This window comes from Burkholderia metallica (assembly GCF_902832845.1).
Lineage (GTDB): Bacteria > Pseudomonadota > Gammaproteobacteria > Burkholderiales > Burkholderiaceae > Burkholderia > Burkholderia metallica.
The window spans coordinates 228,110-253,234 of the sequence record NZ_CADFDB010000008.1; the positions used below are offsets into that span (position 1 = coordinate 228,110).

Annotated in this window: 25 protein-coding genes and 1 pseudogene; 8 read left to right on the forward strand and 18 right to left on the reverse strand. The window is 69.7% G+C overall.

What is annotated here, in order from left to right; translation table 11 throughout:
- The first annotated feature begins 33 nt into the window (after window positions 1-33).
- On the forward strand, window positions 34-2,052 hold the full coding sequence (locus HWX08_RS22635) for an LssY C-terminal domain-containing protein (protein WP_174922889.1): 2,019 nt from the start codon (window positions 34-36) through the stop codon (window positions 2,050-2,052).
- On the opposite strand, the pseudogene HWX08_RS34430 reads toward HWX08_RS22635, so the two are convergent.
- Window positions 2,042-2,312, reverse strand: a pseudogene (locus HWX08_RS34430) (helix-turn-helix domain-containing transcriptional regulator); the annotation flags it as partial. The gene HWX08_RS22635 and the pseudogene HWX08_RS34430 sit on opposite strands and share 11 nt — an antisense overlap.
- Window positions 2,313-2,453: 141 nt before the next feature.
- Complete coding sequence (locus tag HWX08_RS22640; protein ID WP_069259234.1) at window positions 2,454-3,008, reverse strand: arsenate reductase/protein-tyrosine-phosphatase family protein; 555 nt, start codon at window positions 3,006-3,008, stop codon at window positions 2,454-2,456.
- Between the two features lie 463 nt (window positions 3,009-3,471).
- Here HWX08_RS22640 and HWX08_RS22645 point away from each other — a divergent pair, with 463 nt between their 5' ends.
- Window positions 3,472-3,981, forward strand: a complete 510-nt coding sequence (locus HWX08_RS22645; RefSeq protein WP_069259236.1) for a GNAT family N-acetyltransferase — start codon at window positions 3,472-3,474, stop codon at window positions 3,979-3,981.
- A gap of 19 nt (window positions 3,982-4,000) precedes the next feature.
- Here the strand turns inward: HWX08_RS22645 and HWX08_RS22650 are convergent, their stop codons facing one another.
- The 3 genes from HWX08_RS22650 to HWX08_RS22655 form a co-directional block, all read right to left on the reverse strand.
- Window positions 4,001-4,954, reverse strand: coding sequence for a CgnE/CgnB domain-containing protein (locus HWX08_RS22650; protein WP_069259237.1), 954 nt, complete (start codon window positions 4,952-4,954; stop codon window positions 4,001-4,003).
- 58 nt (window positions 4,955-5,012) lie between these two features.
- Window positions 5,013-5,135 (reverse strand): hypothetical protein, encoded by a 123-nt coding sequence (locus HWX08_RS34625; protein WP_006766865.1) that lies wholly within the window; start codon window positions 5,133-5,135, stop codon window positions 5,013-5,015.
- A gap of 351 nt (window positions 5,136-5,486) precedes the next feature.
- Window positions 5,487-5,942, reverse strand: coding sequence for an Lrp/AsnC family transcriptional regulator (locus HWX08_RS22655; RefSeq protein WP_069259238.1), 456 nt, complete (start codon window positions 5,940-5,942; stop codon window positions 5,487-5,489).
- Window positions 5,943-6,060: 118 nt separating this feature from the next.
- Here HWX08_RS22655 and HWX08_RS22660 point away from each other — a divergent pair, with 118 nt between their 5' ends.
- Both HWX08_RS22660 and HWX08_RS22665 read left to right on the forward strand, forming a co-directional pair.
- Entirely contained in the window at window positions 6,061-6,648 is a 588-nt protein-coding gene (locus tag HWX08_RS22660) for an RBBP9/YdeN family alpha/beta hydrolase (RefSeq protein ID WP_174922898.1), read from the forward strand.
- A 153-nt stretch (window positions 6,649-6,801) separates the two neighbouring features.
- A complete protein-coding gene (locus HWX08_RS22665; RefSeq protein WP_174922888.1) occupies window positions 6,802-8,070 on the forward strand; it encodes a YbfB/YjiJ family MFS transporter in 1,269 nt (422 codons plus the stop codon).
- Between the two features lie 29 nt (window positions 8,071-8,099).
- Here the strand turns inward: HWX08_RS22665 and hpaC are convergent, their stop codons facing one another.
- The gene (gene hpaC, locus HWX08_RS22670; RefSeq protein ID WP_069261080.1) at window positions 8,100-8,645 is read right to left on the reverse strand and encodes a 4-hydroxyphenylacetate 3-monooxygenase, reductase component; all 546 of its coding nucleotides are present in this window, start codon (window positions 8,643-8,645) and stop codon (window positions 8,100-8,102) included.
- A gap of 353 nt (window positions 8,646-8,998) precedes the next feature.
- Between hpaC and HWX08_RS22675 the strand changes: the two genes are divergently transcribed.
- The gene (locus HWX08_RS22675; protein ID WP_069259241.1) at window positions 8,999-9,631 is read left to right on the forward strand and encodes a response regulator transcription factor; all 633 of its coding nucleotides are present in this window, start codon (window positions 8,999-9,001) and stop codon (window positions 9,629-9,631) included.
- Between the two features lie 39 nt (window positions 9,632-9,670).
- Here HWX08_RS22675 and HWX08_RS22680 read toward each other — a convergent pair whose 3' ends face one another.
- The 5 genes from HWX08_RS22680 to HWX08_RS22700 all read right to left on the reverse strand — a co-directional run bounded on the left by HWX08_RS22680 (window position 9,671) and on the right by HWX08_RS22700 (window position 13,824).
- On the reverse strand, window positions 9,671-10,414 hold the full coding sequence (locus tag HWX08_RS22680; RefSeq protein WP_174922887.1) for an SDR family NAD(P)-dependent oxidoreductase: 744 nt from the start codon (window positions 10,412-10,414) through the stop codon (window positions 9,671-9,673).
- Between the two features lie 59 nt (window positions 10,415-10,473).
- The gene (locus tag HWX08_RS22685) at window positions 10,474-11,598 is read right to left on the reverse strand and encodes an amidase (RefSeq protein ID WP_174922886.1); all 1,125 of its coding nucleotides are present in this window, start codon (window positions 11,596-11,598) and stop codon (window positions 10,474-10,476) included.
- Between the two features lie 31 nt (window positions 11,599-11,629).
- Complete coding sequence (locus HWX08_RS22690; protein WP_174922885.1) at window positions 11,630-12,151, reverse strand: nuclear transport factor 2 family protein; 522 nt, start codon at window positions 12,149-12,151, stop codon at window positions 11,630-11,632.
- Window positions 12,152-12,159: 8 nt separating this feature from the next.
- The gene (locus tag HWX08_RS22695) at window positions 12,160-12,537 is read right to left on the reverse strand and encodes a hypothetical protein (protein WP_011356094.1); all 378 of its coding nucleotides are present in this window, start codon (window positions 12,535-12,537) and stop codon (window positions 12,160-12,162) included.
- Between the two features lie 93 nt (window positions 12,538-12,630).
- Window positions 12,631-13,824 (reverse strand): acyl-CoA dehydrogenase family protein, encoded by a 1,194-nt coding sequence (locus HWX08_RS22700; RefSeq protein WP_174922884.1) that lies wholly within the window; start codon window positions 13,822-13,824, stop codon window positions 12,631-12,633.
- A gap of 173 nt (window positions 13,825-13,997) precedes the next feature.
- On the opposite strand from HWX08_RS22700, the gene HWX08_RS22705 reads away from it, so the two are divergent.
- Window positions 13,998-15,551 carry a sensor histidine kinase gene (locus HWX08_RS22705; RefSeq protein ID WP_174922883.1) on the forward strand — a complete coding sequence of 518 codons (1,554 nt, stop codon included), beginning with the start codon at window positions 13,998-14,000 and terminating at the stop codon, window positions 15,549-15,551.
- 44 nt (window positions 15,552-15,595) lie between these two features.
- Here HWX08_RS22705 and HWX08_RS22710 read toward each other — a convergent pair whose 3' ends face one another.
- From HWX08_RS22710 to HWX08_RS22720, 3 genes are all read right to left on the reverse strand, one after another.
- The gene (locus tag HWX08_RS22710; protein ID WP_107311471.1) at window positions 15,596-15,982 is read right to left on the reverse strand and encodes a tautomerase family protein; all 387 of its coding nucleotides are present in this window, start codon (window positions 15,980-15,982) and stop codon (window positions 15,596-15,598) included.
- Between the two features lie 65 nt (window positions 15,983-16,047).
- Window positions 16,048-16,551 (reverse strand): aromatic-ring-hydroxylating dioxygenase subunit beta, encoded by a 504-nt coding sequence (locus HWX08_RS22715; protein ID WP_174922882.1) that lies wholly within the window; start codon window positions 16,549-16,551, stop codon window positions 16,048-16,050.
- A complete protein-coding gene (locus HWX08_RS22720; RefSeq protein ID WP_069259249.1) occupies window positions 16,548-17,831 on the reverse strand; it encodes an aromatic ring-hydroxylating oxygenase subunit alpha in 1,284 nt (427 codons plus the stop codon). The genes HWX08_RS22715 and HWX08_RS22720 overlap by 4 nt, the downstream gene beginning before the upstream one ends.
- A 139-nt stretch (window positions 17,832-17,970) precedes the next feature.
- On the opposite strand from HWX08_RS22720, the gene HWX08_RS22725 reads away from it, so the two are divergent.
- Window positions 17,971-18,891, forward strand: a complete 921-nt coding sequence (locus HWX08_RS22725; protein WP_069259250.1) for a LysR family transcriptional regulator — start codon at window positions 17,971-17,973, stop codon at window positions 18,889-18,891.
- Window positions 18,892-18,914: 23 nt separating this feature from the next.
- Here HWX08_RS22725 and HWX08_RS22730 read toward each other — a convergent pair whose 3' ends face one another.
- Window positions 18,915-19,904, reverse strand: coding sequence for a PDR/VanB family oxidoreductase (locus tag HWX08_RS22730; protein WP_174922881.1), 990 nt, complete (start codon window positions 19,902-19,904; stop codon window positions 18,915-18,917).
- Window positions 19,905-20,061: 157 nt separating this feature from the next.
- Window positions 20,062-21,459 carry a spinster family MFS transporter gene (locus HWX08_RS22735; protein WP_174922880.1) on the reverse strand — a complete coding sequence of 466 codons (1,398 nt, stop codon included), beginning with the start codon at window positions 21,457-21,459 and terminating at the stop codon, window positions 20,062-20,064.
- A 412-nt stretch (window positions 21,460-21,871) separates the two neighbouring features.
- Between HWX08_RS22735 and HWX08_RS22740 the strand changes: the two genes are divergently transcribed.
- Window positions 21,872-22,990 (forward strand): porin, encoded by a 1,119-nt coding sequence (locus HWX08_RS22740; protein WP_174922879.1) that lies wholly within the window; start codon window positions 21,872-21,874, stop codon window positions 22,988-22,990.
- 44 nt (window positions 22,991-23,034) lie between these two features.
- Here the strand turns inward: HWX08_RS22740 and HWX08_RS22745 are convergent, their stop codons facing one another.
- Entirely contained in the window at window positions 23,035-24,072 is a 1,038-nt protein-coding gene (locus tag HWX08_RS22745; RefSeq protein ID WP_174922878.1) for a LysR family transcriptional regulator, read from the reverse strand.
- Complete coding sequence (locus HWX08_RS22750) at window positions 24,069-25,037, reverse strand: AraC family transcriptional regulator (RefSeq protein WP_174922877.1); 969 nt, start codon at window positions 25,035-25,037, stop codon at window positions 24,069-24,071. The genes HWX08_RS22745 and HWX08_RS22750 overlap by 4 nt, the downstream gene beginning before the upstream one ends.
- Window positions 25,038-25,125 lie beyond the last annotated feature (88 nt).

Here is a 25,125-nt window from a genome sequence, read left to right on the forward strand (position 1 = left end):
CGGCCCCGCGTTCGCCCCGCCCTGGAGCGGAGGATGAGCGACACGATCCACGCATGGATCGGCGCGATCGGCACCCATCCGCTGCTCGTGCTCGCGATCGTGTTCGTGACGGCCTGCGCGGAGGCGATCGCGCTGATCGGCACGATCGTGCCGGCGGGCGCCGTGATGTTCGCGGCCGGCGCGCTGATCGGCGCGGGCGCGCTCGACGGCTGGACGACGATCGGCGTCGCGGCGGTCGGCGCCGTGGTCGGCGACGGAATCAGCTACGAGCTCGGGCGGCGCTACCGCGGGATGATCCGCGACGCGTGGGCGCGCTTCGGCTATGCGGCCGCGTACGCGCGCGGCGAGGAATTCGTGCTGCGTCACGGGATGAAGAGCATCGTGCTCGCGCGCTTTCTGGCGCCGGTGCGCGCGGTCGTGCCGGTCGTCGTCGGCTGCGCGACGCTGCCGCGCCGGTCGTTCTATCCGGTCAACGTCGTGTCGGCGCTCGTCTGGGCGCCCGTGCACGTCGCGCCGGGCATCCTGTTCGGGGCGTCGGCCGCGCTGGCCGCGGCGATCAGCGTGCGGGTCGCCGCGATCCTGCTGGTCGTCGCGGCGCTGGTCGCGCTCGTGTGGGTCGGCGTGCGCGTCGCGCTGCGGCGCGGCTGGCCGCTGCTGCGACGGGCGTTCGTCGAAAGCGTGCACGCGTGCGCGCGCCGCTGGCCGCGGTTCGGCGCGCGGCTGCACGACGCGATCGCCTATGTGCGCGGGCTGCCGGGCGCGGTGCCCGTGTTCGCGCTGCTGTTCGTCGGCTGCGTGTGGCTGTTCGCGGGGCTCGTGCAGGATGTCGTCGCGAACGATCCGCTGATGCATGCGGACATTGCGCTGTATGCGTTCCTGCAGAACCTGCGCACGCCGCCGGTGGATGCCGCGATGCGCGCGCTGGCCGTGCTGCACGGACACGATACGGGGCTGATCGTCGCGGCCGCGTTTCTCGTCTGGCTGATGATCCATCGCTGCTGGCTGACGGCCGCGTGGTGGCTCACGACGGTGGGGGTGGCGGTCGTGCTCGTGCCGGTGTTCGGCGCGGGCGTGCCCGGCGCGACGCCGGCGAGCCTGCCGCCCGGCGCGCTGCACGTGCCGCTGCCCGATGCCGAAGCCGCGTTCGCGATTCTCGCGAGCAGCGGCCTCGGCTGGGTGCTCGCGCGCGACCGGCCCGCGCGATGGCGGATTCCGGTCGTGACGGCGGTGGTGCTGTGGATCGTGCTCGGCGGCTTCGCGCGGCTGTATGTCGGCGACACGTGGCTGTCGGGCCTGCTCGGCGGCTGGAGCCTCGGGCTGGCCTGGTTCGCGTTGCTGGCCGGTGCGTATGCGTACTGGCGCGTGCGCGAGCACGTGCAGCCGAGGGGCGCGGTCGTCGCGGTGGCGGTGGTGCTCGCGACGGCCGGCGTATGGACGGTGCCCGCGCAATGGCAGCTCGATCGCGCGGCGCGCCCGCACGTCGGCGACGTGGTCGCGATGACGGTCGATCAGTGGTTGCACGGCGGATGGCTGCGCGTGCCGCTGCGCCGCACCGAGATCGGCGGCGATCGCGAGGAATATCTGCCGCTGCAATGGAGCGCGACGTCGGACACGCTCGACCGGCATCTCGCGCAGGCCGGCTGGCAGCGCGCGACGCCGTGGTCGCCGGCCACCGCGCTGCGCTGGCTGTTGCCGCAGGCGCCGGCCGACACGCTGCCGGTGCTGCCGCGCTACACGCACGGCGAAAGCACGCGGCGCGTGTTCGTCCGCGTCGATCCGGGCCGGCCGGAAAGCCGTCTCGTGCTGCGGCTGTGGCGTTATCCGTACGTGTTGCAGGACGCGCTCGGCTTGCGACCGCTGTGGTACGGCGCGCTGTATCGCGAGACGCTGCACCGGCCGGCGCGGCTGATGACGATCGTGCGCACGACGCCCGTCGACGACGCGGCGACGATTGCGCAGGCGCTGGCGGTCGAGCCGACGCTCGCGCATCCGCCGGCGGGGATGGCGGCCGCGCCGACGCAGATGCTGCTGGTGTGGATGGTCAGCCCGTGAGCGGGTGGTGAGCTGCTTGTGTGTGACGCGTGATGTCTTGCGCGTGCGCTGGTTGCGCCGGGACGGCGGATAGGCGCGTGCCGATGCTTGAGCAACACGAGCAGGGTTTTCAGCGTCGGGTTGCCGTTGGGGGGCAGCACGCGATACAGCGATTCGCGGCGGATGCCGGCTTCGGCGGCGACGGTGCCGAGCGGGCCGTACGCTTGCGCGACCGTGCGCAGCGCAATCAGGCCGGTCGCGCGATTGTCGGGGGCGTCGAGCGGACTCCATCGCCACGCAGACAATTAATGGCCCGATGGCGGGCGCGTGCGGTGGGTGGCGTGTCCGGGCGGAACGACGTGAACGACGAACCTGTCGGCGCCGGCGCGTTGCGCGCGGCGAGCCGACAGGTTCTGCCGGCATTACTGCTTCGCCGGCGCAGCCGTCGCGATCTTGTCGAGTGCGGCCGGGATGTAGGTGTCGAGCTGCGTGGTCACCGCTTCGTAGAAGTCGATCGGCTTGCCCCACGCGTCGGGCACGTCGACGTGCTTCCCGGACGCATATTCGGCGAGCGTGAATACCTTGCCGGCGGCCGACGGATAGAGCGCGAGCACCTTTTCCTTGTGTTTGTCGGTCATCGTCAGGATCACGTCGGAATGCCGGACGTCGTTAGCGTTCAACTGCACCGACCTGTGCGCGGACGTGTCGATGCCGCGGCGCTTCATCAGGATCACGCCGTTCTCTTCGGGCTTTTCGTCGTACGGATCTTCGTCGACCGCGCGCGAAATCACCGCGACATGCGCATGGCGCTGCGCGATCAACTGGCCGGCGATCGCTTCGGCCATCACGCTGCGCCCGGTGTTGCCCGTGTCGACGAACGCCACCTTCTTCGGCTCTTCGGCGAATGCCGGCGTCGCGCACTGGATGCCGACGCAGCAGAGCAGCGCCAGGGTGGTGAGGGTGTACCTTCTTTTCATGATGTCTCCTCGAGGGTGGGGGCGCCCCGGCGGCGCGCCGGGGCTTGAGGGAGATCATGACGGCCGCTTGCGACGGAAAAAAATAAACGTCTGGTTTTCGCAAGATAGCGTCGCTTCGTGGCAAGCCGGCCCGGTGGCGCCGCATGCACGTTGAGCCCAATCGGGGAAGTCGCGAGCCACGGTCCCGTTCGTGGTGCGTGACTGCGGCATCGTCACGCCGTCACCGCCACCTGTTCCGGCGCTGATGCTGCCAGCGTCCGCAGTGCGTCGCGCGCACAGCCACGCATTCGACCGCGTGTTGCCCGCCCGGCTGCCGCCGCATGCGAATCCGCCGACGGTGCCGATGTGCGAGCCAATGTGCGGCACGTTGCTCGCAGCGCCGCGCAACGAGGCGGCGGCCGTTCGTGAATCACGGTACGATCGCTGACCCGGCTGCCGACATTTCCATCACGAGAGACCCCGCATGATCACGATTCGCCCGATGACCGACGACGATTTCCCGCGCTTCTGGCCGACCTACCGCGCGATCGTCGCTGCTCAGGAAACCTATGCATTCGATCCGGCGCCGACGCAGGACGCGGCGCGCGCACTGTGGCTCGATGCGCCGCTGTGCACGTGGATCGCCGAAGAGCATGGCGTGCTGCTCGGTTCGTATTACCTGAAGGCGAACGCGGCGGGGCCCGGCAATCACGTGAGCAACTGCGGCTACATGGTGAGCGAGGACGCGCGCGGTCGCGGCGTCGCGCGCCTGATGTGCGAACACTCGCAGCAGGTCGCGCGCGAGCGCGGCTTCCTCGCGATGCAGTTCAACTCGGTCGTCTCGACGAACGAGGTGGCGGTCGCGCTGTGGCAGAAGCTCGGATTCGACATCGTCGGCCGCCTGCCGCGCGCGTATCGTCACGCGCGGCTCGGCTTCGTCGACTGCCTCGTGATGTACAAGTGGCTCGGCGGCCCGCAGGCCGCTGAAGCCTGAGGCCGCCGCGGCCGGGTCGTCAGACGGCGAACGCGCCGTCGAACACGATCCGTTCGTCGAGCGCGAGCGTGCCGCGCGCAAAGATCAGGTCGAGATGGTGGCTGCCGTTTTCGCCGCCGCCGAGCCCGAGGTGCAGGCCCGGATGACGTTCCTCGAACCCCGCGTTGCGGCCGTACAGCCCGCGAATCCCGAGGTTCGTGCCGATGCCGAATTCCTCGATCCGCCGGTGATTCGCATGCCGGTCGAGATAGGTCGAGAAATCGCGCCGGAAGCCTTCGTCGTCGGTGTCGAAATCGACGATCGTGCTGTTCTCGACGCGCAGGGTCGCCAGGCGTTCGACGACCTTGTACTTGATCGCGAACGGCACGGTGCCGAGAAACGTGCCGCTGAACACGACCGAGCCGTTGAGGTCGGTCACGTGCGTCGCGATCTCGCCGGGCACGACGTCGAGGTTGCCCATGCCGTCCACGCTCGTCCATTTCTGGTCGGGCGCAAGCGAGCCCGTGAGCGTGTTGCCGGCTTCGTCGACGAAGCGGATCTGCGACGCGCGCGAGGCCGCGTCGATCAGCCGGCCGTTGCGTGCGGCGATGTCGTCGAGCGATTCGGCGAACGCCTCGTCGAGATGCGGGCCGTAATCCTTGAACAGTACCGACTTGCTCCAGTGCTCGACGATCGCGGGGCGGATCGCCGCGAGGAACGGCGGGCCGCTCGGCGACGGCTTCGGCAGGCACGACGAGTCGTACAGCAGCACGAACAGATCGGCGCGATCGAGCGCGGCGGCGATGTCGGCGGGCGGCGTGCTTTCGAGGCAGAGGGTGGTCGCGTCGAGCGAATCGGGCAGGGCGGAGAAGGCGCGCAACGCGATGTCGCGGTTGCGGATGTCATGGCCGACCAGCAGTTTTCCCGATTCGCCGCGCGCCAGCTTGTCGCGCAGCGCGGGGTGGAAGCCCAGCGCGCGGTGCAGGTTCAGCATGCGTGTCTCCGGAAACGGCGGAAGGGCCGCAGCCCTTCCGCGAGAACGGTTGGCCCGCTCAGACCGGCCAGAGCGCGGTGCCGAACGGCACCACGGCGTCCTCGACCATCATGTCGACGGCCTCGGGATGCGTGTCTTCCTGCATCCAGTCAAGCAATTCGATCTGCTGAGTATCCTGCATGTGAATCCTCCTGTGGTGAACATGAGCGTTTCAACATGAAAACGTGGCAGAAAAATGGCCACTCCTCATTTCGCATTTCGTGAATGCGCGACGAGTGGCGTTGATATTAGTCTGACGAATTTGCGAATGCAATGCGTTGCAAGGTTTTTAGCCGACGCGTGCTAAACAGCGGGGATTTTCGCTCGTGTGCGGTCAAGCACGGTTAAAGCGAATGACGGATTCGACGTCGTTTTTTTAATGACCGGATTCGGAATCGCCGCATCGCATTCGGCGTTTTTTCATCGGCAATTCAATCGGCTCGATCGTTGCGATCATTGCAATCGGCGACGCGCCGGCAATTCGACGCGCGTATCAGCCGAGCAGCGCCTTGCCGATCGGTTTGGCCGGCTCGGAGCGCAGCACCAGCGACGTTGTGACCGCGCCGAAGCGGGCAATCGCGTCGATGAGGGTTTCCAGTTGCCCCGGTGTCGGCACGAGCACTTTCAGCAGGAAGCAATCGTCGCCGGTCATCCGGTGCACTTCGATGACGTGCGGCATCTCGGCGAACGCGCGCAGCGCGGGCTTGATATGTTCGTGCGTCGTCTTCAGCCGGATGATGGCCATCATCCCCAACCCGAGCGCGGCCGGGTCGATCCGCGCGCCGTAGCCCGCGATGATGCCGCGCTCTTCCAGCCGCTTGACGCGCTCCGACGTGGCGGGCTGCGACAGCCCGATGCGCCGGCCCACTTCGGACAGCGGCATCCGCGCGTTTTCCTGCAGCGCTTCGAGGATCGAAAGATCCAGGCGATCGAGTTCTCCGTTCGACATGTCCGCGTTCCCGTTGCCGTTAATTCATCGGCATATTGTCTCAATATCCGATGATTTGCCATTCCCGGCCGGTTTGCGGCAGGCCAGACTGCGAGCTCGCTTAATCGTGGAGACGGAGATGGATCAGACGATCGTGATCGTGCCGGGGATCGGCAACTCGGGCCCGGCGCATTGGCAGAGCCACTGGGAGGCCGCGTTGCCGGGCGCCATCCGCATAGCGCCCGCGTCGTGGGATGCGCCCGACCTGCGCGACTGGATCGCGGCGCTCGATGAAGCCGTCGTGCAGGCCGCCACGCCGCCGGTGTTGATCTGTCATTCGCTGGGCTGCCTGCTGTTCGCGCACTGGCGGGCGGCGTCGGCGCGTGTCGTGCGCGGCGTGTGGCTCGTTGCGGTGCCCGATCCGGGCGGTCCGCGATTTCCGGCCGCGGCCGCTGCATTCGCGGATCTGCCGGATGGCGATTTCGGCGGCGTGCCGGTGCTGGCGATCGCCAGTTCGAACGACGGGTACGACCCGTCCGGGCGCGGCATCGCGTGGGCGAGCGAGCGTGGCGCGACGCCGCTGCTGCTCGGCCCGCGCGGCCATCTGAATGCGGAAGCGGGATTGGCGGAGTGGCCCGAAGGGCGCGCGTTGTTCACGGCCTTCGCGGCAGGGTTGCGCGGAGAGTGCAGGCCGGCGATTTCCGTTCTCCCGCGCGGCGCGTCGTGAACGCATTCCGGCCCGCGACGGCTCGCGTATGATCGACCGACGGAACCGGAAGCCTCGACCGTCGGAATCGACGCGCGCGCGACAGACGACACACGTTGCGCCGACGCGACTCACCACGGCTTCGACCGACATCAGAAGACAAGGAGACACTCGATGCGCACAGCGCCGCAACCGGAGCGTGCCGGCCCGTCGCGGCCGGACGCCGGCGCGACCCGATCCCGCCCCGACCGTGACCCCGAACGCATCGCTGCGTGGCGGCTCGCGATCGGCCTGTCGCTCGGCAGCGCGATCGCGCTCGGCCTCGCGCGCTTTTCGTATGCACTGCTGCTGCCGCCGATGAAGGCCGATCTCGGCTGGACCTTCGCGCAGGCCGGCGCGCTGAACACCGCGAACGCGGCCGGTTATCTGATCGGCGCGCTCGCGTTTCCGTGGCTGTCGCGGCGCTGGCGCGCACGCACGCTGCTCGCGGCCGGCTGCGTGCTGACCGCGTTGCTGATGGCCGCATGCGGGCTGTCGTCGGGCATGCACGCGCTGCTCGTGCAGCGGCTCGCAACCGGCGTCGGCAGCGCGCTGATCTTCATCAGCGGCGGCGTGCTGGCCGCGCGGCTCGCGTCGGCGTCGCCGCGCGATGCGGGCTTGCTGCTCGGGCTCTACTACGGCGGCACCGGGTGGGGCATCGTCGCGTCGTCGCTGCTCGTGCCGGCCACGCTTTCGCACGGTGACCATGGCTGGCAGCCCGCGTGGTTTGCGCTCGCGTTCGCCTGCGTGTTGTTCTCGGTGGTGGCCGTGTCGGCCGCGCGCCGCATCGAGCGCGCGCACGCGGCACCGGGCGCGCCGCGCGACGGCGCGGTGCCGGCGGCGACGGCGAGCCCCGTGCGCTTCGCGCTCGCGCTGGCCGGCTACGGGCTGTTCGGCGTCGGCTATATCGGCTACATGACGTTCATCGTCGCGCTGCTGCGCGGCGCGGGCATGAGCGGCACGGTGGTCGCCGCGTTCTACGTGATGCTCGGCGTCGCGACCGTCGTGTCGGCGCGGCTCTGGTCGGGGCTGCTCGACCGGATGCGCGGCGGCCAGGCGCTCGCCGTGCTCAACGCGCTGCTCGGCATCGCGACGCTGATGCCGGCGCTGTTCGTGCATCCGGCGGCCGCGTTCGCGTCGGGCGTGCTGTTCGGCGCGACGTTCCTGTCGGCGGTGGCGTCGACGACGGCCTTCGTGCGTCACAACCTGCCGACCGACGGCTGGGCGAAGGGGATCAGCGCGTTCACGACGGTCTTTGCGTTCGGGCAGATCGCCGGGCCGGTCGCGATCGGCTGGGTCTCGGACAGCGCGGGGCTCGCGCGCGGGCTCGTGTATTCGGCGCTGACGCTGTTCGCGGGTGCCGCGCTCGCGGCCGGGCAGCGCGCGTTGCGGGCCGCCGCGTAGTCACGCGCGACTAGCGGTGAACGCGCCGCTCACCGCACGCACGCGGTGCGCGACACGCGATGAAACGCCCGGCTGAAGTAGATCAGGCTGTCGCCGTCGTCGCGCACGCGGATCGTGCTGGCTTCGATGAACATCACCGAATGCGAGCCGACGTCCTTCATGTCGGCGATCGTGCCCTGCAGGCTCGCGAGCGCGTCGCGCAGCACCGGCACGTCCTGCTCGCCGCGTTCCCACACGGGCAGGTCGAAGCGCCGTTCCATCGGCAGGTCGGTGAGCCCCGCGAAGTGTCGCGCGAGTTGCTCGTGTTCGGCCGGCAGCACGTTGATGCAGACATGCCGGTTGCGCTCGAAGGTCGCGTGCATCGCGCTCGAACGGTTCATGCACACGAGCAGCGTCGGCGGCGTATCGGTGACGGAGCACACGGCGCTCGCGGTGATCCCGCAGCGGCCGTGCGGCCCGGCGGTGGTGATCACGTTGACGGCCGCGCCGAGGTGGGCCATCGCTTGCCGGAAGGCCTTCTGCGCGTCGGTCGGCTCGACGCGTGCCGGTCGCGGGATATCGGTCGTGGAAGACATGGGCGCTCCTGAGTGAACGAAAGCGGCGATCGTGCGGCGCCGCCGGTGCAGCGCCGGATCGCCGACGACGACCCAAGCGTACGTCGCGAAAACGCCGGCGACCATTCGCACGATTGACGACGGAGATGGCGTTCTCGCCAACGCGTCTAAAGGTTCTACCTAGATGCACGGCGCGGCGCGCGAAAAAAAGCGCGATTGCCCGCTCGTGCGGGACGTGAAGGGGTTCTCAGCGGGTTTTCGGCTCGTTATGATGTGCCGCACACCCCCAGCGAACGACGTGCGCGGCGTGCCGACAACCGGCCTCGTCTGCGCAGCGTGCGATACCCCTTCCAATATTCAGCGAGACACCCGCGATGACGTCACCCGCACCGATCGTATACATCGTCGACGACGACAGCGGCATGCGGACATCGCTCGCGTGGCTGCTCGAATCGGTCGGCATCGCGTCCGAAGGATTCGCGAACGCGGCCGATTTTCTCGCGCGCTTCGACGTGAACCTGCCCGCGTGCCTCGTGCTCGACGTGCGGATGCCGGAGAAGAGCGGCTTCGACGTGCAGGCGGAACTGAACGCGCGCGGCGCGACGCTGCCGGTGATCTTCGTCAGCGGCCATGGCGATATCCCGATGTCCGTGCGCGCGCTGCAGAACGGCGCGATCGATTTCGTCGAGAAGCCGTACAACTCGCAGCAGATGCTCGAACGCGTGCAACGCGCGCTGCGGCTCGCGCAGCAGCGCCATGCGGTCAGCCAGCGTCACCGCGAACTGCGTCAGCGGCTCGATGCGCTGACCGCGCGCGAGAAGGAAGTGCTGCGCGGCGTGGTGGACGGCAAGGGCAGCAAGCAGATCGCATCGGATCTGTCGATCAGCGTGAAGACCGTCGACGTGCATCGCGCGAGCATCAAGGAGAAGCTCGGCGCGACGTCGATCGCCGCGCTCGTGCGCGACGTGATGGTCGTGTGGGGCGACGGCGGCGACGCGGCGCGCTAGCGCGGCGACGCGGCCTCGGCGACGCCCGGCGCGCCGTGTTCAGCGCATGTACAACCCGCCGTTGATGTCCCAGCACGCGCCGTTCGCGAAATGCGCGTCGCCCGACGCGAGCAGCACGGCCGCATCCGCGACGAAGCCGGCCGAGCCGAGCTTGCCGCCGGGCAGGCTCGCGAGTACCTGGCGCAGCTTCTCCGGCGCGACGCTTTCGTACACGATCGGCAAGTCGAGCGGGCCCGGCGAGATCGCGTTGACGGTCACGCCCTGCGCGGCGAGGTCGCGCGCGAACACCTTGGTCAGCGTCAGCGTGCCGCCCTTTGCGGCCGCGTAGTGCGCGCCTGTCGCCGAGCCGCCGTTCTGCCCGGCGAGCGACGCGATGTTGACGATGCGGCCCGCGCCGCGCGCGGCGAAATACTGGCCGAATACCTGGCAGCCGAACAGCACGCTGCGCAGGTTCACGTCGATCACCTGGTCGAACTGCTCGGCCGTGATCTCCATCGCGGGCACGACCTTCGATGCCCCCGCGTTGTTCACCAGCACGTCGATTGCGCCCCAGCGCGCGACGAGCGCATCGCGCGCGGCTTCGAAATCGCGTTTGGACGTGACGTCGAGCGGCAGCGCGATCGCGCGTTCGCCGCACGGGTCGAGTTCGCGCGCATGCGCATGGATCGCATCGGCCGCGATATCGGCCAGTGCGACGCGGTAGCCGGCCGCATGAAAGCGTTCGGCGATGACGGCGCCGAGGCCGCGCGCGGCGCCGGTGACGAGGACGACTCGGTCTGACATGGTGCGTGTTTCCGTGGTTCGCGGGCGCGTACCGCATACCGCCGCGCCCGCATCGTGATTCATGCGGCGAGTGCCGCTTCGAAGTGGGCCGCGATCGCGCAGACCTGCTCGTCCGCGCCCTTGCGCCCGACGATCTGCAGGCCGGCCTTCAACGGCGAACCGGCGAGCGGCAGCGGCAGGCTGAGCGCCGGATGGCCGCTCAGGTTGAACGGCCGGATCAGCGACGACATCGCGATTACCGACACGCCGTCGCGGGCCTGCTGCAATGTGATCGGCAGCGCGGGCAAGGTCGGCAGCACGATCACGTCCGCGTGGTCGAGCGCGGTGTCGACCTGCGCGGTGAAGCGGGCGCGCACGGCTTCGGCTTCCTGCAATGCCGCGGGCGTCGTCGTTGCAGCGGCGCGCAGTCGCGCATCGAGGTCCGCGCCAAGTTTGCCGGTCGCGACCAGATGACCGGACGCGCGCGACGTTTCCGCGTTGATCACGGTGAGCCCGGCCGCGAACGCAGCCGGCATCTCGTCGAGCGCGAGCGCATGCGAGCGAAGACCCGACGCGCGCACGGCCGCGTCGAGCGCGGCGGCGATCGCCGGATCGGCGTCGACGAAGATGTGCGCGACCGTGCAACCCGCGGCGGCGGCCGCTGCTTGCGTCCGGTCGAAGTCCGGCGCGATCGCGGCCATCACCGCGACCAGCGTGCGGATATCGCGTGCGAACGGCCCGACGCAATCGAGCGTGGTCTCGGCCGGCGCGACGCCGTGCCGCGATACGCGGCCGAACGTCGGCTTCAGCCCGGCCACGCCGCAGCATGCGGCCGGCCCACGAATCGAGCCGCCCGTGTCGGTGCCGAGCGCCGCGTCGACCGCGCCGAGCCCGACGAGCGATGCGGAGCCGCTCGACGAGCCGCCGGGAATGCGCGCGGCGTCCTGCGGATTGACGGGCGTGCCCGTGTAGTCGTTGATGCCGGTCATGCCGAACGCGAGCTCGTGCATGTTCGCCTTGCCGGCGATCTGCCAGCCGGCGTCGAGCAGCAGGCGGACCACGTCCGCGTGTTGCGCGGCCGGCGGCGCGTCGGCCAGCGCGCGGCTCGCCGCGCGGGTCGGATGGCCCGCGATGTCGATCGTGTCCTTGATCGCGATCGTGGGGCCGGGGCCGCCGAGCGTGAAGGTGTCGATGAAGCCTGTCATGGTCGGGTTCGTGCGAAAACGGAAGGAAGCATCAGGACCGTGGCGCGGCGGCGAGCGGCCACGGGCCGTCGAGCACGCGTTCGGTGCGGAAATGGCGGATCGGCCATGCGGCGCCGTCGCCGGCCGGCGCGAAATCGACGGTCAGCCGTGCGGCGATCAGCTCGGCCGTGCCGTCGCCGTAACGCGACGCCTGCAGCATGATCCAGCGGCCGCGCGCGTGCGTGAGGCCGGCGTCGATTTCGATCGATTCCGACGTCAGGAAATGCAGGTTCGCCGAGAAATGCGGATCGGGCGGCAGGTAGCGGCCGAGCATCGCGACGATCGCGGCCGTGCCTTCGACGCGGCCGAACTTGCGCGCGTACTGCGGGCCGATGCCTTCCCATACGGCGTCGGCGGTGAACAGTTCCGCGAGCGACGGGCCGTCGCCGGCATTCTCGGGCACGTCGCACAGCGCCATGTAACGCGTGATCGTCGCGCGCACCGCGCGCTCTGCATCGAGCGCCGCCACGCGCTGCGCGAGCGCGTCGATCAGGCCGGGCGCGAGGTCGGTCATCGCGCGTCTCACGCCGCGGGCTTCGCGGCCGGCGGCACGGTCAGCGCGCGGCCGACCCGCGCCTCGATCTTGCCGTAGCGCCACAGGTTGTATTCGCCGACCGGCGTCGTGCGATACAGGTTGCACACGGCGACCGTCGTGTCGAAGTCGGCGACGTCGGCCATGATGTAGAAGGTCCACGGCGCGCCGTCGGCCTGACCGACCACGAGGCGGTCGTCGTCCATCACGCCGAGCACGCGCACGCCGGGCATCGCTTCGACGGCGGCGAGCATCGCGCCGTACGCCTGCCACACTTCGCCGATCTTCTCGCGCGGCAGGTCGAAGAAGTTTTGCGACACGCCGCAGCAGAACAGGACGCGCAGCGGCAGCGGATTCGAATCGGACATATCGGGTTCTCCAGAGAAATCGGTGGGGCGCATGAACCGGCCGGCGACGGGGCTTCGGCTTCGTGCGCGTCAGAAAAAATCGGTCGACGCAGGTTACAGATAACCGGGAAACGGCGCGATGCCGGTGAACACCGCGCCGGCGCCGTCGAAGTTGCCTTCGCCGAGAAACGCGTGCTGCGTGACGACCATCGCGTCGCGCAGCAGCCGCTGCAGCGGGTGCGTGCGATAGATCGCCGCCGTGCCGCCGAGGCGGTATGCGCGTTCGACGACGCTCGCGCCTTCGCGTGCGATATGCGTGGCCGCGAGCCGCAGCAGGCTGACCTGCTCGGGCGTCACCGGGTTGCCGGCGAGGATCGATTGCCACACGGTGTCGGTGGCGTCGTAGAAGAACGCGCGCGCCGAGCGCAGTTGCGCTTCGGCCTTCGCGAGCTCGATCCGGTAGTACGCGCGATCGGCCAGACGCGGCGCGCCGGTGGTCGTCTGCCGGCCGCCCGACATGCGGTTCACGACGTCGAGCGCCGCGCGCGCGAGCCCGAGGTTCACGACGGCCAGCACCTGCGCCGCATACGCGACGGTCGGGTAGCGGTACAGCGGCTCGTCGACGGTCGGCTCGCCGCCGCGCACGAAGGTCCACGCTTCGGGCACGAAGCGGTCGTCCACGCGCAGGTCGTGGCTGCCGGTGCCCTGCATGCCGACCACGCTCCAGTTCTCGACGATCTCGACGTCGGTCGCGCGGAACACGGCCGTGCGCGGCTTGTTCGGCGCGGCGTCCTGCGCGCCCGGCACGGCGATGCCGACGCCGAGCCAGTCGGCGCCCTTGCAGCCGCTCGCGAATTTCCACGTGCCGTTCACGCGCCAGCCGCCCGGCGCGGCCTGCGCGGGCTGCACCGGGAACAGGCCGCCCGCGAACACCTGGTCGGGGCCGCCGGCGTACAGCTCGGCCTGGGTCTCGAGCGGCAGCGCGGCGAGATACACGTTCGCGGAGCCGAAGCTCGCGACCCACGCGGCCGAGCCGTCGGCGGTCGCGATGCGTTCGATCATGTCGAGGAACGCGCCCGGCGCGAGCGCATCGCCGCCGAAGCGGCGCGGCGTGCCCGCGCGATAGATGCCGGCCTGCTTGAACAGCGCGATCACGTCGCGCGGCACGTGCGACAGGCGGTCGAATTCGTCGCGGCGCGCGGCGACGGTCTCGATCACCGCGTCGAGCGCCGACAACGGCGCGGCCGACGTGCGTGCCCCGGGCGGAGCGCTCGGCGCGGGTTCGATGGCGAGGGCGGCTTGCGGCATGGATGTCTCCTGGGCGGATAAGGGTGCGAATGCGGGGCGGCATGCGTGCCGGGCGGGTTTCGGGCCGGCGGCACGACGATGCAGCCAGTCTAGAAACGCCGAAAACGCGCAGCAATTGGTGCGTTGGGCCGCGCCACTGGTGACGTTCCGTGCCGCACTAAAGAAATCTTCAGATGCGGGCGGCGCGCGCCGGTGCTATGTTGGGTTTCCGGCCGCGCGATGCCGCGCGGCCTCATCCTGTGCCGATCATGAGCTTCCCCGACGAAGACGATTTCCACCGGCTGCTCGACGCGCTGACGACCTGCGTGCTGCTGCACGACGCGCACACCCGGGCGATCGTGTGGGCGAACCGCGCCGCGTGCATCGCGCTCGGCTTTTCCGTCGAGGAGCTGTTGCCGCTGAAGGCGCCGGACATGACGCGCCCCGAGCCGAAATACCAGCGCGAAATCGCCGTGAGCGCGTGGGATCGCGCGCGCGTCGACGGGCCGCAGGTGTACGAGTGGTGCTACCGGTCGCGCACGGGCGTCGACATGCTGTCCGAGGCGACCGCCACCTACGTGCCGCTGCGCGGGCGCGACGTCGTGATGGTGCAGTTCCGCGACATCAGCGCGGAAGAGGCGGTGCGCCAGCAACTGCGCCGCTACGAGGCGCGGCTGCGCGAGTTCATGCAGGACCTCGACGAAGGCATCGCGGTCGTGACGCCGCACGGCGGCGTGCAGTTCATCAGCGAGTCGGGCCGCCGCGTGCTCGGGCTCGCGCCCGACGAAGCGCTCGGCGCGGTGCTCGACTACTGCTCGGAAGCCGACCGCGACCGGCTCGTCGCGCAACTGCGCGATGCGCCCTCCGCGCATCCGTCGGCGCCGCAGCGCTACCGGATCGTGCGGCGCGACGGCTCGCCGTGCTGGTTGCGCATCCTGTGCCGGCAGGTCGAGATCGCGGACGATCTCGACGGGCTGCTCGTGCAGTTTCGCGACGTGAGCGACGAAGTCGCGATCGAGGACGCGCGCCGGGCCGAAGCGCGCATGCTCGAACACGCGGGCCGCTACAACGCGATGGGCGAGATGGCGAGCGTGATCGCGCACGAGCTGAGCCAGCCGCTCGCGGCCGTGCGCAATTTCATCGAAGGCGCGGTGCAGCGGCTGAACGCGCGCGGCGCGATCGACGACGCGATCTGGGGGCTGCGCAGCGCCGACCGGCAGGCCGAGCATGCGGCGCTGATCATCAAGAGCGTGCGCGAGTTCATCGTGAAGCGCGAGCCGGTCGTCGCGCTCGCCGATCTGCGCGACATCCTCGCGGACGTCGCGTATTTCATCGAGCTGCGCGCGAGGGAGGCCGGCGTGACGGTCGCGATCGTGCAGGCCGATGCGCCGCTGCCGATCCGCTGCGAGCGCGTGCTGATCGGGCAGGTGATCCTGAATCTCGCGTTCAACGCGATCGAGGCGTTCGCCGGTTGCGAACAGGTGCCGCGCACGCTGACGCTCGGCACCGCGAATGTCGGCGGCCAGGCCGAACTGCGCGCGATCGACAACGGCCCGGGGATTGCGGCCGATGCGCACGACCGGCTGTTCGACGGGTTCTCGTCGTCGAAAGCCGGCGGTAACGGAATCGGGCTGTCGCTGTGCAAGAGCATCGTGACGCGCCACGGCGGGCGGATCGCGGCGAGCCCGGCCGACGGCGGCGGCCTCGACTGCCGCGTGACGCTGCCGCTCGCCGGTGCGCACGCGTAGCGGCTGCGTCGCGTCACGGCCGGGCGGCGGCGCGCGGCGCACGATCAGCGCCCCAGCGCCCGCGCGGTCCGGCCGCCGATGCCGAAGTCGGTGTTCGGAATGTCCTTGATGATCACGCGCGTGGCCTGCAGCGGTGCATCGAGCACGTGCGCGCCGGCATCGGACAGCGCGGCGATCAGCGCGCGCTTCTGGTCGTCGGTGCGGCCGGCGATCAGGATCGCGACGATCACCGGCAGCGACGGCGGTGCGCCATCGGCGGCGCTGCGGCCGCCGAGGCCGACATGCGTCGCCGGCAATTCGGTGAGCAGCACGCGCACGGATTCGGCCGGCGCGCCGATCGCGTCGACGGTCGCAGCGGTCAGCCGTGCAATCAGTTCGGCCTTGCGGGCGTCGTCGTGGCCGGCCGGCAGGAAAACTTCGAGGGTGGGCATGGTCGTCCGGAAAGGTGAAGGTGACCGGTTCACCTTTGCGTGTGCAGCGGTGAACCGGCCACGGCTTACAGCAGGAAGCCGATCGCGCTGAGCGCTTCGGTCGAGTCGATCAGGCGCACGACCTTCTCGGCGATCCGCATCTCGCCTTCGGCATCGATGTGCAGCTTGTGCGTGACGTCGGCCGCGAACAGCGTCGCGACGCCGCGCTTGTACGCGACGACGACCTGCGCCGATTTCAGCTCGACGGTGTCGGCGCTGCCGCTTTCCAGCGTGAAGCGCGACACGGTGCGCACCGTGCGCGCCGCGTCGGTCGCCGACGCCGAGTAGCCGGACACCATTCGCTGCACGCGCTTCTCGCGCATGTCGTGGTCGTCGTACACGTAGTTCAGCGTCGCCGCGAAATCGGTCGTGTCGGGGTCGATCGGCACCACGTAGTGGCCGGCCGGGGCCCACAGGTCGAGCCACGCGCGGTAGTCGCGGCGGTCGAGCATCTCGGCTTCGCGCCACACGAATTCGACCGCGCGGGCGAAGGTCTGCTCGGAAAAGAGGGCGTTGCGGTCGTCCATCACTGTTGCTCCATCATCTTGCGCCATTGCTGGTAGGCCTCGCGCATGCCGGTTTCGTCGGTCGCATGCGCGGTCTTTTCGCCGTTCGCGGCGGTCGTCTCGCGGTTCAGCCCGCGATTCACGAGGATCGGCACGTCGGGGCCCGCATGCGCGCCGCGCTGCACGCGTTCCCATGCTTCCGCGTCGTCGGGGCTGCCGAAGCCGAACGGGCCCTGGAAGTGCTCGTGGATGCGCAGCCGTTCGCGGTTCGCTTCGTCCGGGCCGCCGTCCATCGCGAGCGCGACGTGACGGATCTCGGTTTCGTTCGCCGAGATCGGCCGCAGCACGCGGAAGAACGCCATCGACAGCGCGAGGTTCGGGAACAGGTTCAGATTGAAGCCGACACCCAGCAGCGAACGCACGATGCGGCGCACTTCGTCGGGCGAATGGCGCTCGGCGAGCTTCGCCGCGAGCGGCGCGAAGCGCTCGGGCAGCGGCGCGCCGTCGTCGTCGTCGAGGTCGATCAGTTCGGGCATCAGCACCGCGAGGCTGTGGCCGTTACCGAGCCCGCGGCAGAACGCGTGCTCGCTCGTCATGAAGCTCGTGATCGCGGCGGCCGTTTCGTCGTCGATCGATTTCATCCACGACTTGTGCACGACCGGGAAGTGATAGAGGTCGGTCGTGTTCTCGAGCTGGATCTTCCAGTTGCCCTTGAACTTGAACTTGTGCTCGCCGTTCGCCTTGATCGGGTAGCCGGCGCCCTGCTTCATGAACAGGTCGATCCACGGCTTCGCGCCGCCGAGGAAATCCTCGAGCGGTTCGATCGCGTCGTTGAAGCTCGCGAAGATCAGCCCCTGGTACACGCCGACGCGCAGCTTCACGAGCGGCAGCTCGCCTTTCTCGCACACGCCTTCGTAGCCGTCGCCGTACGGCAGCGCGCGCAGCGTGCCGTCGAGCGCGTACGACCAGCTGTGATACGGACACGTGAAGCCCTTCGCGTTGCCCTTGTGCGATTCGCACACGGTCGCGCCGCGGTGGCGGCAGCGGTTCTGCAGCACGTTGATGTCGCCGGTCCTGTCGCGCACGACGATCACCGGCTGGCGGCCGATCGTCGTCGTGACGAAGTCGCCCGGGTTCGGCAGCTCGCTTTCGTGCGCGACCCAGATCCAGGTGCGGTAGAAGATGCGCTCGAGCTCGGCTTCGAACAGCGCGGGATCGTGATACATCGCTGGCGCGATGCGGTCGGGCTGCGCGAGGCCATGCAACGCGCGGGTGTCGATCGTCTGGTAGGCAATGTCGCTCATCGTTGTCGTGGGGAAAGAGTCGCGAAAGGGGGCCGCGTCGCGCGCGGTATCGAGTACCCAGTCTCGTCTTCCGCTACATATCCGTCAAATTGATCTAAAATTGGCGGATCAATAAATACGGCAAATGATGGAGGCTACGATGACGTCGGTCGATCATCTCGATCTGAACCTGCTGCGCGTGTTCCAGGCGATCGTCGAGGAGCGCAGTCTGACGAAGGCCGGCGAGCGTCTCGCGCTGTCTCAGCCGGCCGTCAGCTATTCGCTCGGCCGGTTGCGCACGCTGTTCGACGATCCGCTGTTCGTGCGCACGCGCTCGGGCATGCAGCCGACGCCGGTCGCACTGGAACTCGCGGGCATCGTCGGCAAGGCGCTCGACATGGTGCGCGTGGCGCTGCGCTATGCGGAGCGCTTCGATCCGGCCACCAGCACGCGCACGTTCCGGCTGTCGCTGTCGGACGCGGGCGAGATGGCGTACCTGCCGGCGATCTGCCAGGCGCTGCGCGAGCGGGCGCCGCGCGTGACGCTCAGCGTGCAGCCGCTGCCGGTGGAGGAGATCGAGGAAGCGCTGCGCGCGAGCCGGCTCGATTTCGCGATCGGCAACCTGCCCGAGCTGATGCCGCGCACGCGGCACCAGGTGCTGTTCGAGGAAACCTACGTGTGCATGACGGGGCGCCGGCGCGGGTTGCCGGCGGCGGCCGCGCTGAGCCTCGAGCAGTTCGTGCGTGCCGCGCACGTGAACGTGAAGTCGGTCGAGCACAGCCATCATGCACTCGACGACGCGCTGCGCGCGCAGGGCGTGGGCCGCAACATCGCGCTCGAAGTGCCGCACTTCGTCGCGTTGCCGAGCGTGCTGTCGGTCACCGATCTGTACGCGACGCTGCCGAAGCGGCTCGCGCAGATCCTGAACCGCGACAACGCGTTTCGCCTGTACGACTTGCCCGTCGTGCTGCCGCCCGCGCCGGTGACGATGCACTGGCACGAGCACTTTCATGAAGACGAGGGGAATGCGTGGATGCGTTCGCTGCTGACCGAGCTCGTCGAGCGGTTCGACGATGCGTGATGCGTGATGCGTTGCGCCGCCGGTCAAAGATCGAGCACGAGCACCGGCGAACGCGCCCGCGACACGCAACAGCAGATCACCGTGTTGCTCGCGCGCTCGGCCTTGCTGAGACAGTGGTCGCGATGATCGGGCTCGCCGTCGATCACCGGCACCATACAGGTGCCGCACACGCCTTCGCCGCAGGACGTGTCGACTTCGATGCCGATGCGCGCGAGCGCGTCGACGATCGACGCGTCGGGCGCGACGCGCACCGATTGGCCGCTGCGTTGCAGGCGCACTTCGAAGCCGTCGGCCGGGCCGTCGCCGGCTTCGACGCGGCCCGCATCGGCGGCGACGGGGTCTGCCGCGAAACGTTCGAGATGGATCGCATCGTCGGGCACGCGCGTCGCGGCTGCCGCGACGACCGCGTCCATGAACGGCCCCGGGCCGCACGTATAGACATGCGCGTGCGCATCGACCGCTTCGACGCAGCGGCCCAGTTCGGCCGCGAGCGCATCGGGCTCGACGCCGTAGTGAAACGTCACGTGCGACGCGAACGGCTCGGCCGCCAGTTCGTCGACGAACGCCGCATGCTCGCGGCTGCGCGCGAAGTAGTGCAGCCGGTAGCGCGCGCCGCGCTTGTGCAGCGCATACGCCATCGACAGCAACGGCGTGATGCCGATGCCGGCCGCGATCAGCACGTGCTCGCTCGCGTCGTTCGCCAGACGAAACAGGTTGCGCGGCGCGCCGATCGACAGCTCCGCACCCACCCGCACGTCGTCGTGCAGCGAGCGCGAGCCGCCGCGCGACTGCGCCTCCTTCTTCACCGCGAAGAGATAGCTGCCGCGCTCGTCCGGGTTGCCGCACAGCGAGTATTGCCGCGTGATGCCGGACGGCGCGGTGACGTCGATATGGGCGCCCGGTTCGTACGCGTCGAACGGCTGGCCGTCGACGCGCGAAACCCGGAAACAGCGGATGTCCTGCGCCGCGTCGATCAGCGCGTCGATCCGGACCTGGTGGCGGTGTGCTTGCATGGGGCAATCCGTGGGGTAAGGAAAACACGGCGCGGCAGGGCCCGCGCCGTCATGCGATCGAGAATAGGGACGGGCATCGCATAAATCAAATCGATAAAAAAACGATGCCTGAATCAGCCGGATGGATGATGGTCGCGACGCAAAATGTGCGCCGTATTTAGCGCGCGGCGATCGCGCTGGCTGCTTCGGCCGCGTGCGGTGCGGCTGCCGACGCATGACCGCGTTCGCGATCGAGGCTGCGGCGATAGTGCCGGCACCCGGCGGCGAGCAGTAGCGCGGCGAGCGTGGCCGCCGCGACGTTGACGATCGACATCGAATGGCCGACCGCCGCCGGCGCGCCGAACACGCGGTCGGTGAACAGCGCGACGACGGTCGTGCCGATTCCGAGCGCGATCAGGTTCGACACGAGCAGGAACAGCGCGGAGATCTGCGCGCGCATCTGGTTCGGCGCGAGCGTCTGCATCGCGGCGGTCGACGTCGGCATCGGGAACGACGCGAAGAACATCGCGACGACCAGCGTCGCGAGCGACGCCTGCAGGCTGTCGAGCTGCGTGAACAGCGTCGCGGGGATCACCATGCACGCGGCGCCGATCGCGCCGGCGCGCATCGGCGCATCGGCACGGCCGCGCCGCAGCAGCCAGTCGTTGAGCCAGCCGCCGCAGAACACGCCGGCCGTGTTCGCGACCAGCAGCACGATGCCGAGCGTGTAGCCGGCTTCGACGGCCGTCATTCCGAAGCGGCGGATATAGAACGCGGGCGTCCAGCTCAGCAGGCAGTACAGCGTCATCGCGTAGAACGAGAAGCCGAGGTAGTGACACGAGAAGGTCGCGCGATGCGTGCCGACGAAGCGCAGCGAATCGCGCATCGACACGCGCCGCACGGCGCCCGAGCGATCCTGCGCGAGCCCCTTGCGCTGCGGGTCGCGCACGGTCGCGGCGAACAGCAGCGCAACGAGGATCCCCGGCAGCCCGACGATCAGGAACGTGACCTGCCACGCATGCACCTGCCCGACGACCGGCAGCGTGAACGCGCTCGCATGCTTGAGCAGCGCGATCACGTAGCCGCCGATCAGGAACGCAACGCCGCCGCCGATGAACGAGCCGAGCGAATACACGGCGATCGCGCGGCCGAGCTTCTCCTTCGGGAAGTAGTCGGCGAGCATCGAATACGCGCCGGGCGACAGCGCGGCCTCGCCGACGCCCACCCCCATGCGCGCGATGAACATCTGTACGAAATGCTGGCTCATCCCGCACGCGGCGGTCGCGACGCTCCACAGCGCGATGCCGAGCGAGATGATCCGCGGGCGCGCGTAGCGGTCGGCGAGATACGCGACGGGCAGCCCCATCACCGCATAGAACAGCGAGAACGCGAAGCCGTTCAGCAGGCTGAACTGCGTGTCGGACAGGTGCAGGTCGCGCTTGATCGGTTCGATCATCAGCACGAGGACCTGGCGGTCGACGAACGAAAAGACGTACGCGAGCATGCAGATGACGACGACATACCATTCGTACGTATAGCGCTTGCCGTCGGCAGCGCGGGCCGTGGATGCGGACATGCGGATTCTCCAGGAGCGGGCGGGGGAAACGCGCGGGGCGGCGGCCTTGCGGGCCGCGCGCCTGCGCGGCGCGAAAGCGTGCGGGGGCACGTGTCGGAGACGCAGCGTAGTCGGCCAAATTCGGCCGCCATAGCCGGAGTGACAGCGCCGCCACACGGGCATCTACCGACCCGGATAAAGAAAACACCAGGGTCGTGCGCGCGGGCCGCCGCGCAGCGCGCCTGCGGCGGGGCGCGTGCACATCATGCGACGCATCTATAAGCGTTATAGAGCGCATTGCGTCGACGTCCGAAATTGTCGTTCCTAGACTCGGCCCGTTTTCGATCGGCAGCGCCGGCCCGTTGCGGCGAGCGCGCCTCACACCACGCGGCGCGCAGCCGAACGGCGCCGGCACTTCTACGGGACGACCAACATGAACCAACCGAACGGGCGGGCCGACCGGCTTGCCGTACCGCTTGCCGCGCTGCTCGCGTGCATCGCGCTGCCGGCCGCCGCGCAGTCGAGCGTGACGCTCTACGGCCGCATCGACACCGCGATCGAATACGCGAACGCCGGGCCGAACCACGTGACGCGCATGGGCAGCGGCAACCTGTTCGCGTCGCAGTGGGGGATCAGGGGCTCCGAGGATCTCGGCGGCGGCTATGCGACGATCTTCAAGCTCGAGGACGGCTTCAACGCGGCCAGCGGCGCACTGTCGAACAGCAGCGCGCTGTTCGGCCGCGAGGCGTGGGTCGGCATCACGGGGCCGTTCGGCGGCGTGCAGCTCGGCGAGCTTTACACGATCTTGCACACGACGCTCGTCACGTACAGCCTGCCGGGCCTCGGCGCGGGGCTCGCGTGGGGCAATGCGACGAACAACTTCGTCGGGCCCGCGTTCCTGCGCGTGCGCAACTCGATGCGCTACACGTCGCCGCGCTACGCGGGCTTCATGCTGCGCGCGATGGCCGCGCGCGGCGCCAACGGCGCGGCCGGACAGCCGGCGACGCTCGGCGACACGTACGGCGCCGGGCTCAACTACGTGCGCGGCGGGCTGTCGGTCGACGTCGACTATATGCAGCAGAAGTTCAGCCCGGCGGCCGCGGCCGCACTCGGCGACACGAGCCCGGCCGCGAACGGCAACTACACGCTCGGCGCGATTTCGTACGACTTCCGCGTCGTGAAGGTCGCCGCGCTGTACATGCGCCATCGCGGCGGCCCCGACGTCGCGACCGCGATCGACAGCCAGAGCGCGTATCCGCACAGCGACATCATGGAGCTGAGCGCGACGGTGCCGATCGGGCGTGCATCGCTGCTGCTGAGCGTCGGCCATTACCGCAAGGTTGCCGACAGCGACGGCAACGCCGATTCGTACGGCATCCGCTTCGACTATCCGCTGTCGAAGCGCACGGTGCTGTACACGGGCGCCGCGATGGTGCGCAACGGCGCGCATGCGCGCTTCGTCGTGAACGGCGCGGCGGGCGGCGGCGTCGCGGTCGCCCGGCCGGGCGCGACCGCCAGCTCGATCGTCGCGGGCATCCTCACGGCGTTCTGACCGCGCCGGCCGCACCGCGCCCGCGCGCGTGCCTGCTTGCGCCGCTACGCGCAGGCAGGCGGCTGCGGCGCGAGCCATGCATCGAACGGCGCCCGCTCGCCGATGTTGAACAGTTCGAGCAGCAGCGCGCGCAGCCAGCGATGGCCGGGGTCGGCGTCGAAACGCCGGTGCCAGTACGCATTGACGGCCCATTCGCCGGCATCGGCGATCTCGTACAGCGCGCACGGCTGCCGCGCCGCGAACGTGATCGCGATCGTCTCCGGCAGGATCAGCGCATAGTCGCCGTCCTGCAGCAGCGCGGGCACCACCATGAAATCGGGCAGCGCCGCGCGCACCCGCGGCATCAGCGCGTGACGCTCCAGCAACTGCATCGATTGCGGATGCGACGTGACCGCGACGAAGCGCAGCGCGTCGGGCGCCGCGCCGTCGAGCACGTAATCGTCGGGCAACGCCATGCGTTGCGCGGTGCGGCGCGGCATCAGCAGCACGCAGCGCTCGTGCAGCAGTGCGGCGCGCCGGAAGTGGCTCGACGCGTCGGCGAACTGCCCGAGCGCGAAGTCGATGCGCCCCGATTCGAGCGCGACGTTGAGCTGGCATTCGTCGACGTGCAGCGTCTCGATCACGGCACCCGGCGCGCGCTGGTCGAACGCGGCGAGCAGCGTCGGCAGGAACGCGCTCGCCGCGAAATCGCTCATGTGCAGACGAAACACGCGCTGCGTGCTGTCGGGCGCGAAGCGCGAGCCTTCGTCGAGCACGTCCTGCAATATCGCGAGCGCCTTGTCGACCGATATCGCGAGCCGCTGCGCGCGCGGCGTCGGCTCGACGCCGGTGCCGGTGCGCACGAACAGCGCATCGCGGAACATCAGCCGCAGCCGGCCGAGCGCGTAGCTGACGGACGGCTGCGTGACGCCGAGCCGCAGCGCCGCGCGGCCGACGTGCCGCGCCTCGTAGACCGCGCGAAACGTCTTCAACAGGTTGAGATCGAGGTCCTGCACACGCAGGCCGTCGGGCGAATCGCCGTCGTGAGGCGCGGGTTCGGGGCGGGCCGGGGCCGCCGGGCGGCCGGGAGCGGTATGCGTCATCGTGTCTGCCTCGCGGTGACGGAAGGCACGTGGCCGTAACGCCGCGCATATGCCTTCGCGAAATGGCCGAAGCCGTGGATGCCGTGCGCGATCAGCACGTCGGTCACGCTGCGCGCGTCGCCGCGCTGTAGCGCCGCGTGCACGGCGGCGAGCCGGCGTTCGCGCACGTACGCGGCCGGCGTGGTGTGCAGGAACGCGCGGAACGCGTGCTGCAGCGTGCGCGGCGCGACCCCTCCGACGGCCGCCAGCGCGGCGAGCGCGAGCGGCTCGCCGAGGTGCGCATCGACGTGATCGCACGCACGGCGCACGTGCGCCGGCAACGGCGGCGTGCCGCGCGCGAGCGCATCGCTGTACGAATGCGGCAGGTGCGTGAGCAGCAGCGACATCAGCCACGCGGTGAGGTCGGCACCGAAGCTCGTCGCGGCCGTGCCGATGCCCGGCTGCGCACCGAGCCGGCACAGGTATTCGAAGGTCGGCAGCGCGAGCGCCGCGCCCGCGCCGCCGGCCGCGAGGTCGAACTGCAGCGGCCGCGTGAGCGTCGCGTGCAGCATGTGCTGCAGCTTGCGTTCGAGCGCGCCGCGTTCGAGCCGCAGCACGAGGTTGCGGCAGTCGGCGCTCGTGCGCAGGCGGCTCGCGAGCGCGGGCGACGACACGGTCAGTTCGCCGGGGCCCGCCCGCGCGACTGCGCGGCCGGCCTGCAGCTCGCATGTGCCCGCGAGCGTCAGCCTGAACAGGAAGTGATCGGCGTCGTCGCCGAAATCGATGCGCGTTTCGCGGCCGTAGCACAGTTCGAGTAGCGCGCCGTGATGCAGCGGCACTTCATACAGCTCCGCATGAAACGGATCGCGGCCGTACGCGGCCATCCGGTGCGGGCCGAGCCGGTACGCGACCGCGCGTTCGACTTCGTCGGGCGCCTGCAGTGTGCCGAGCCGGTTCGGCGCATGGCGTGAAAGGGCGATGTCCATTCATGGGCCTCGTAGCGGATGCGGGGGCGCGGCGGCCTGCGCATCGCCGCGATTGCGTTGCGTGAACGGGCGTGCCGTTGCGCGTTTT

Bases quoted from the DNA above. Each gene is read 5' to 3' on its own strand.
- HWX08_RS22635 (WP_174922889.1), top strand. From the start codon at position 34: ATGAGCGACACGATCCACGCATGGATCGGCGCGATCGGCACCCATCCG.
- HWX08_RS22640 (WP_069259234.1), bottom strand. From the start codon at position 3,008: ATGAAAAGAAGGTACACCCTCACCACCCTGGCGCTGCTCTGCTGCGTC.
- HWX08_RS22645 (WP_069259236.1), top strand. From the start codon at position 3,472: ATGATCACGATTCGCCCGATGACCGACGACGATTTCCCGCGCTTCTGG.
- HWX08_RS22650 (WP_069259237.1), bottom strand. From the start codon at position 4,954: ATGCTGAACCTGCACCGCGCGCTGGGCTTCCACCCCGCGCTGCGCGAC.
- HWX08_RS34625 (WP_006766865.1), bottom strand. From the start codon at position 5,135: ATGCAGGATACTCAGCAGATCGAATTGCTTGACTGGATGCAGGAAGAC.
- HWX08_RS22655 (WP_069259238.1), bottom strand. From the start codon at position 5,942: ATGTCGAACGGAGAACTCGATCGCCTGGATCTTTCGATCCTCGAAGCG.
- HWX08_RS22660 (WP_174922898.1), top strand. From the start codon at position 6,061: ATGGATCAGACGATCGTGATCGTGCCGGGGATCGGCAACTCGGGCCCG.
- HWX08_RS22665 (WP_174922888.1), top strand. From the start codon at position 6,802: ATGCGCACAGCGCCGCAACCGGAGCGTGCCGGCCCGTCGCGGCCGGAC.
- hpaC (WP_069261080.1), bottom strand. From the start codon at position 8,645: ATGTCTTCCACGACCGATATCCCGCGACCGGCACGCGTCGAGCCGACC.
- HWX08_RS22675 (WP_069259241.1), top strand. From the start codon at position 8,999: ATGACGTCACCCGCACCGATCGTATACATCGTCGACGACGACAGCGGC.
- HWX08_RS22680 (WP_174922887.1), bottom strand. From the start codon at position 10,414: ATGTCAGACCGAGTCGTCCTCGTCACCGGCGCCGCGCGCGGCCTCGGC.
- HWX08_RS22685 (WP_174922886.1), bottom strand. From the start codon at position 11,598: ATGACAGGCTTCATCGACACCTTCACGCTCGGCGGCCCCGGCCCCACG.
- HWX08_RS22690 (WP_174922885.1), bottom strand. From the start codon at position 12,151: ATGACCGACCTCGCGCCCGGCCTGATCGACGCGCTCGCGCAGCGCGTG.
- HWX08_RS22695 (WP_011356094.1), bottom strand. From the start codon at position 12,537: ATGTCCGATTCGAATCCGCTGCCGCTGCGCGTCCTGTTCTGCTGCGGC.
- HWX08_RS22700 (WP_174922884.1), bottom strand. From the start codon at position 13,824: ATGCCGCAAGCCGCCCTCGCCATCGAACCCGCGCCGAGCGCTCCGCCC.
- HWX08_RS22705 (WP_174922883.1), top strand. From the start codon at position 13,998: ATGCGGGCGGCGCGCGCCGGTGCTATGTTGGGTTTCCGGCCGCGCGAT.
- HWX08_RS22710 (WP_107311471.1), bottom strand. From the start codon at position 15,982: ATGCCCACCCTCGAAGTTTTCCTGCCGGCCGGCCACGACGACGCCCGC.
- HWX08_RS22720 (WP_069259249.1), bottom strand. From the start codon at position 17,831: ATGAGCGACATTGCCTACCAGACGATCGACACCCGCGCGTTGCATGGC.
- HWX08_RS22725 (WP_069259250.1), top strand. From the start codon at position 17,971: ATGACGTCGGTCGATCATCTCGATCTGAACCTGCTGCGCGTGTTCCAG.
- HWX08_RS22730 (WP_174922881.1), bottom strand. From the start codon at position 19,904: ATGCAAGCACACCGCCACCAGGTCCGGATCGACGCGCTGATCGACGCG.
- HWX08_RS22735 (WP_174922880.1), bottom strand. From the start codon at position 21,459: ATGTCCGCATCCACGGCCCGCGCTGCCGACGGCAAGCGCTATACGTAC.
- HWX08_RS22740 (WP_174922879.1), top strand. From the start codon at position 21,872: ATGAACCAACCGAACGGGCGGGCCGACCGGCTTGCCGTACCGCTTGCC.
- HWX08_RS22745 (WP_174922878.1), bottom strand. From the start codon at position 24,072: ATGACGCATACCGCTCCCGGCCGCCCGGCGGCCCCGGCCCGCCCCGAA.
- HWX08_RS22750 (WP_174922877.1), bottom strand. From the start codon at position 25,037: ATGGACATCGCCCTTTCACGCCATGCGCCGAACCGGCTCGGCACACTG.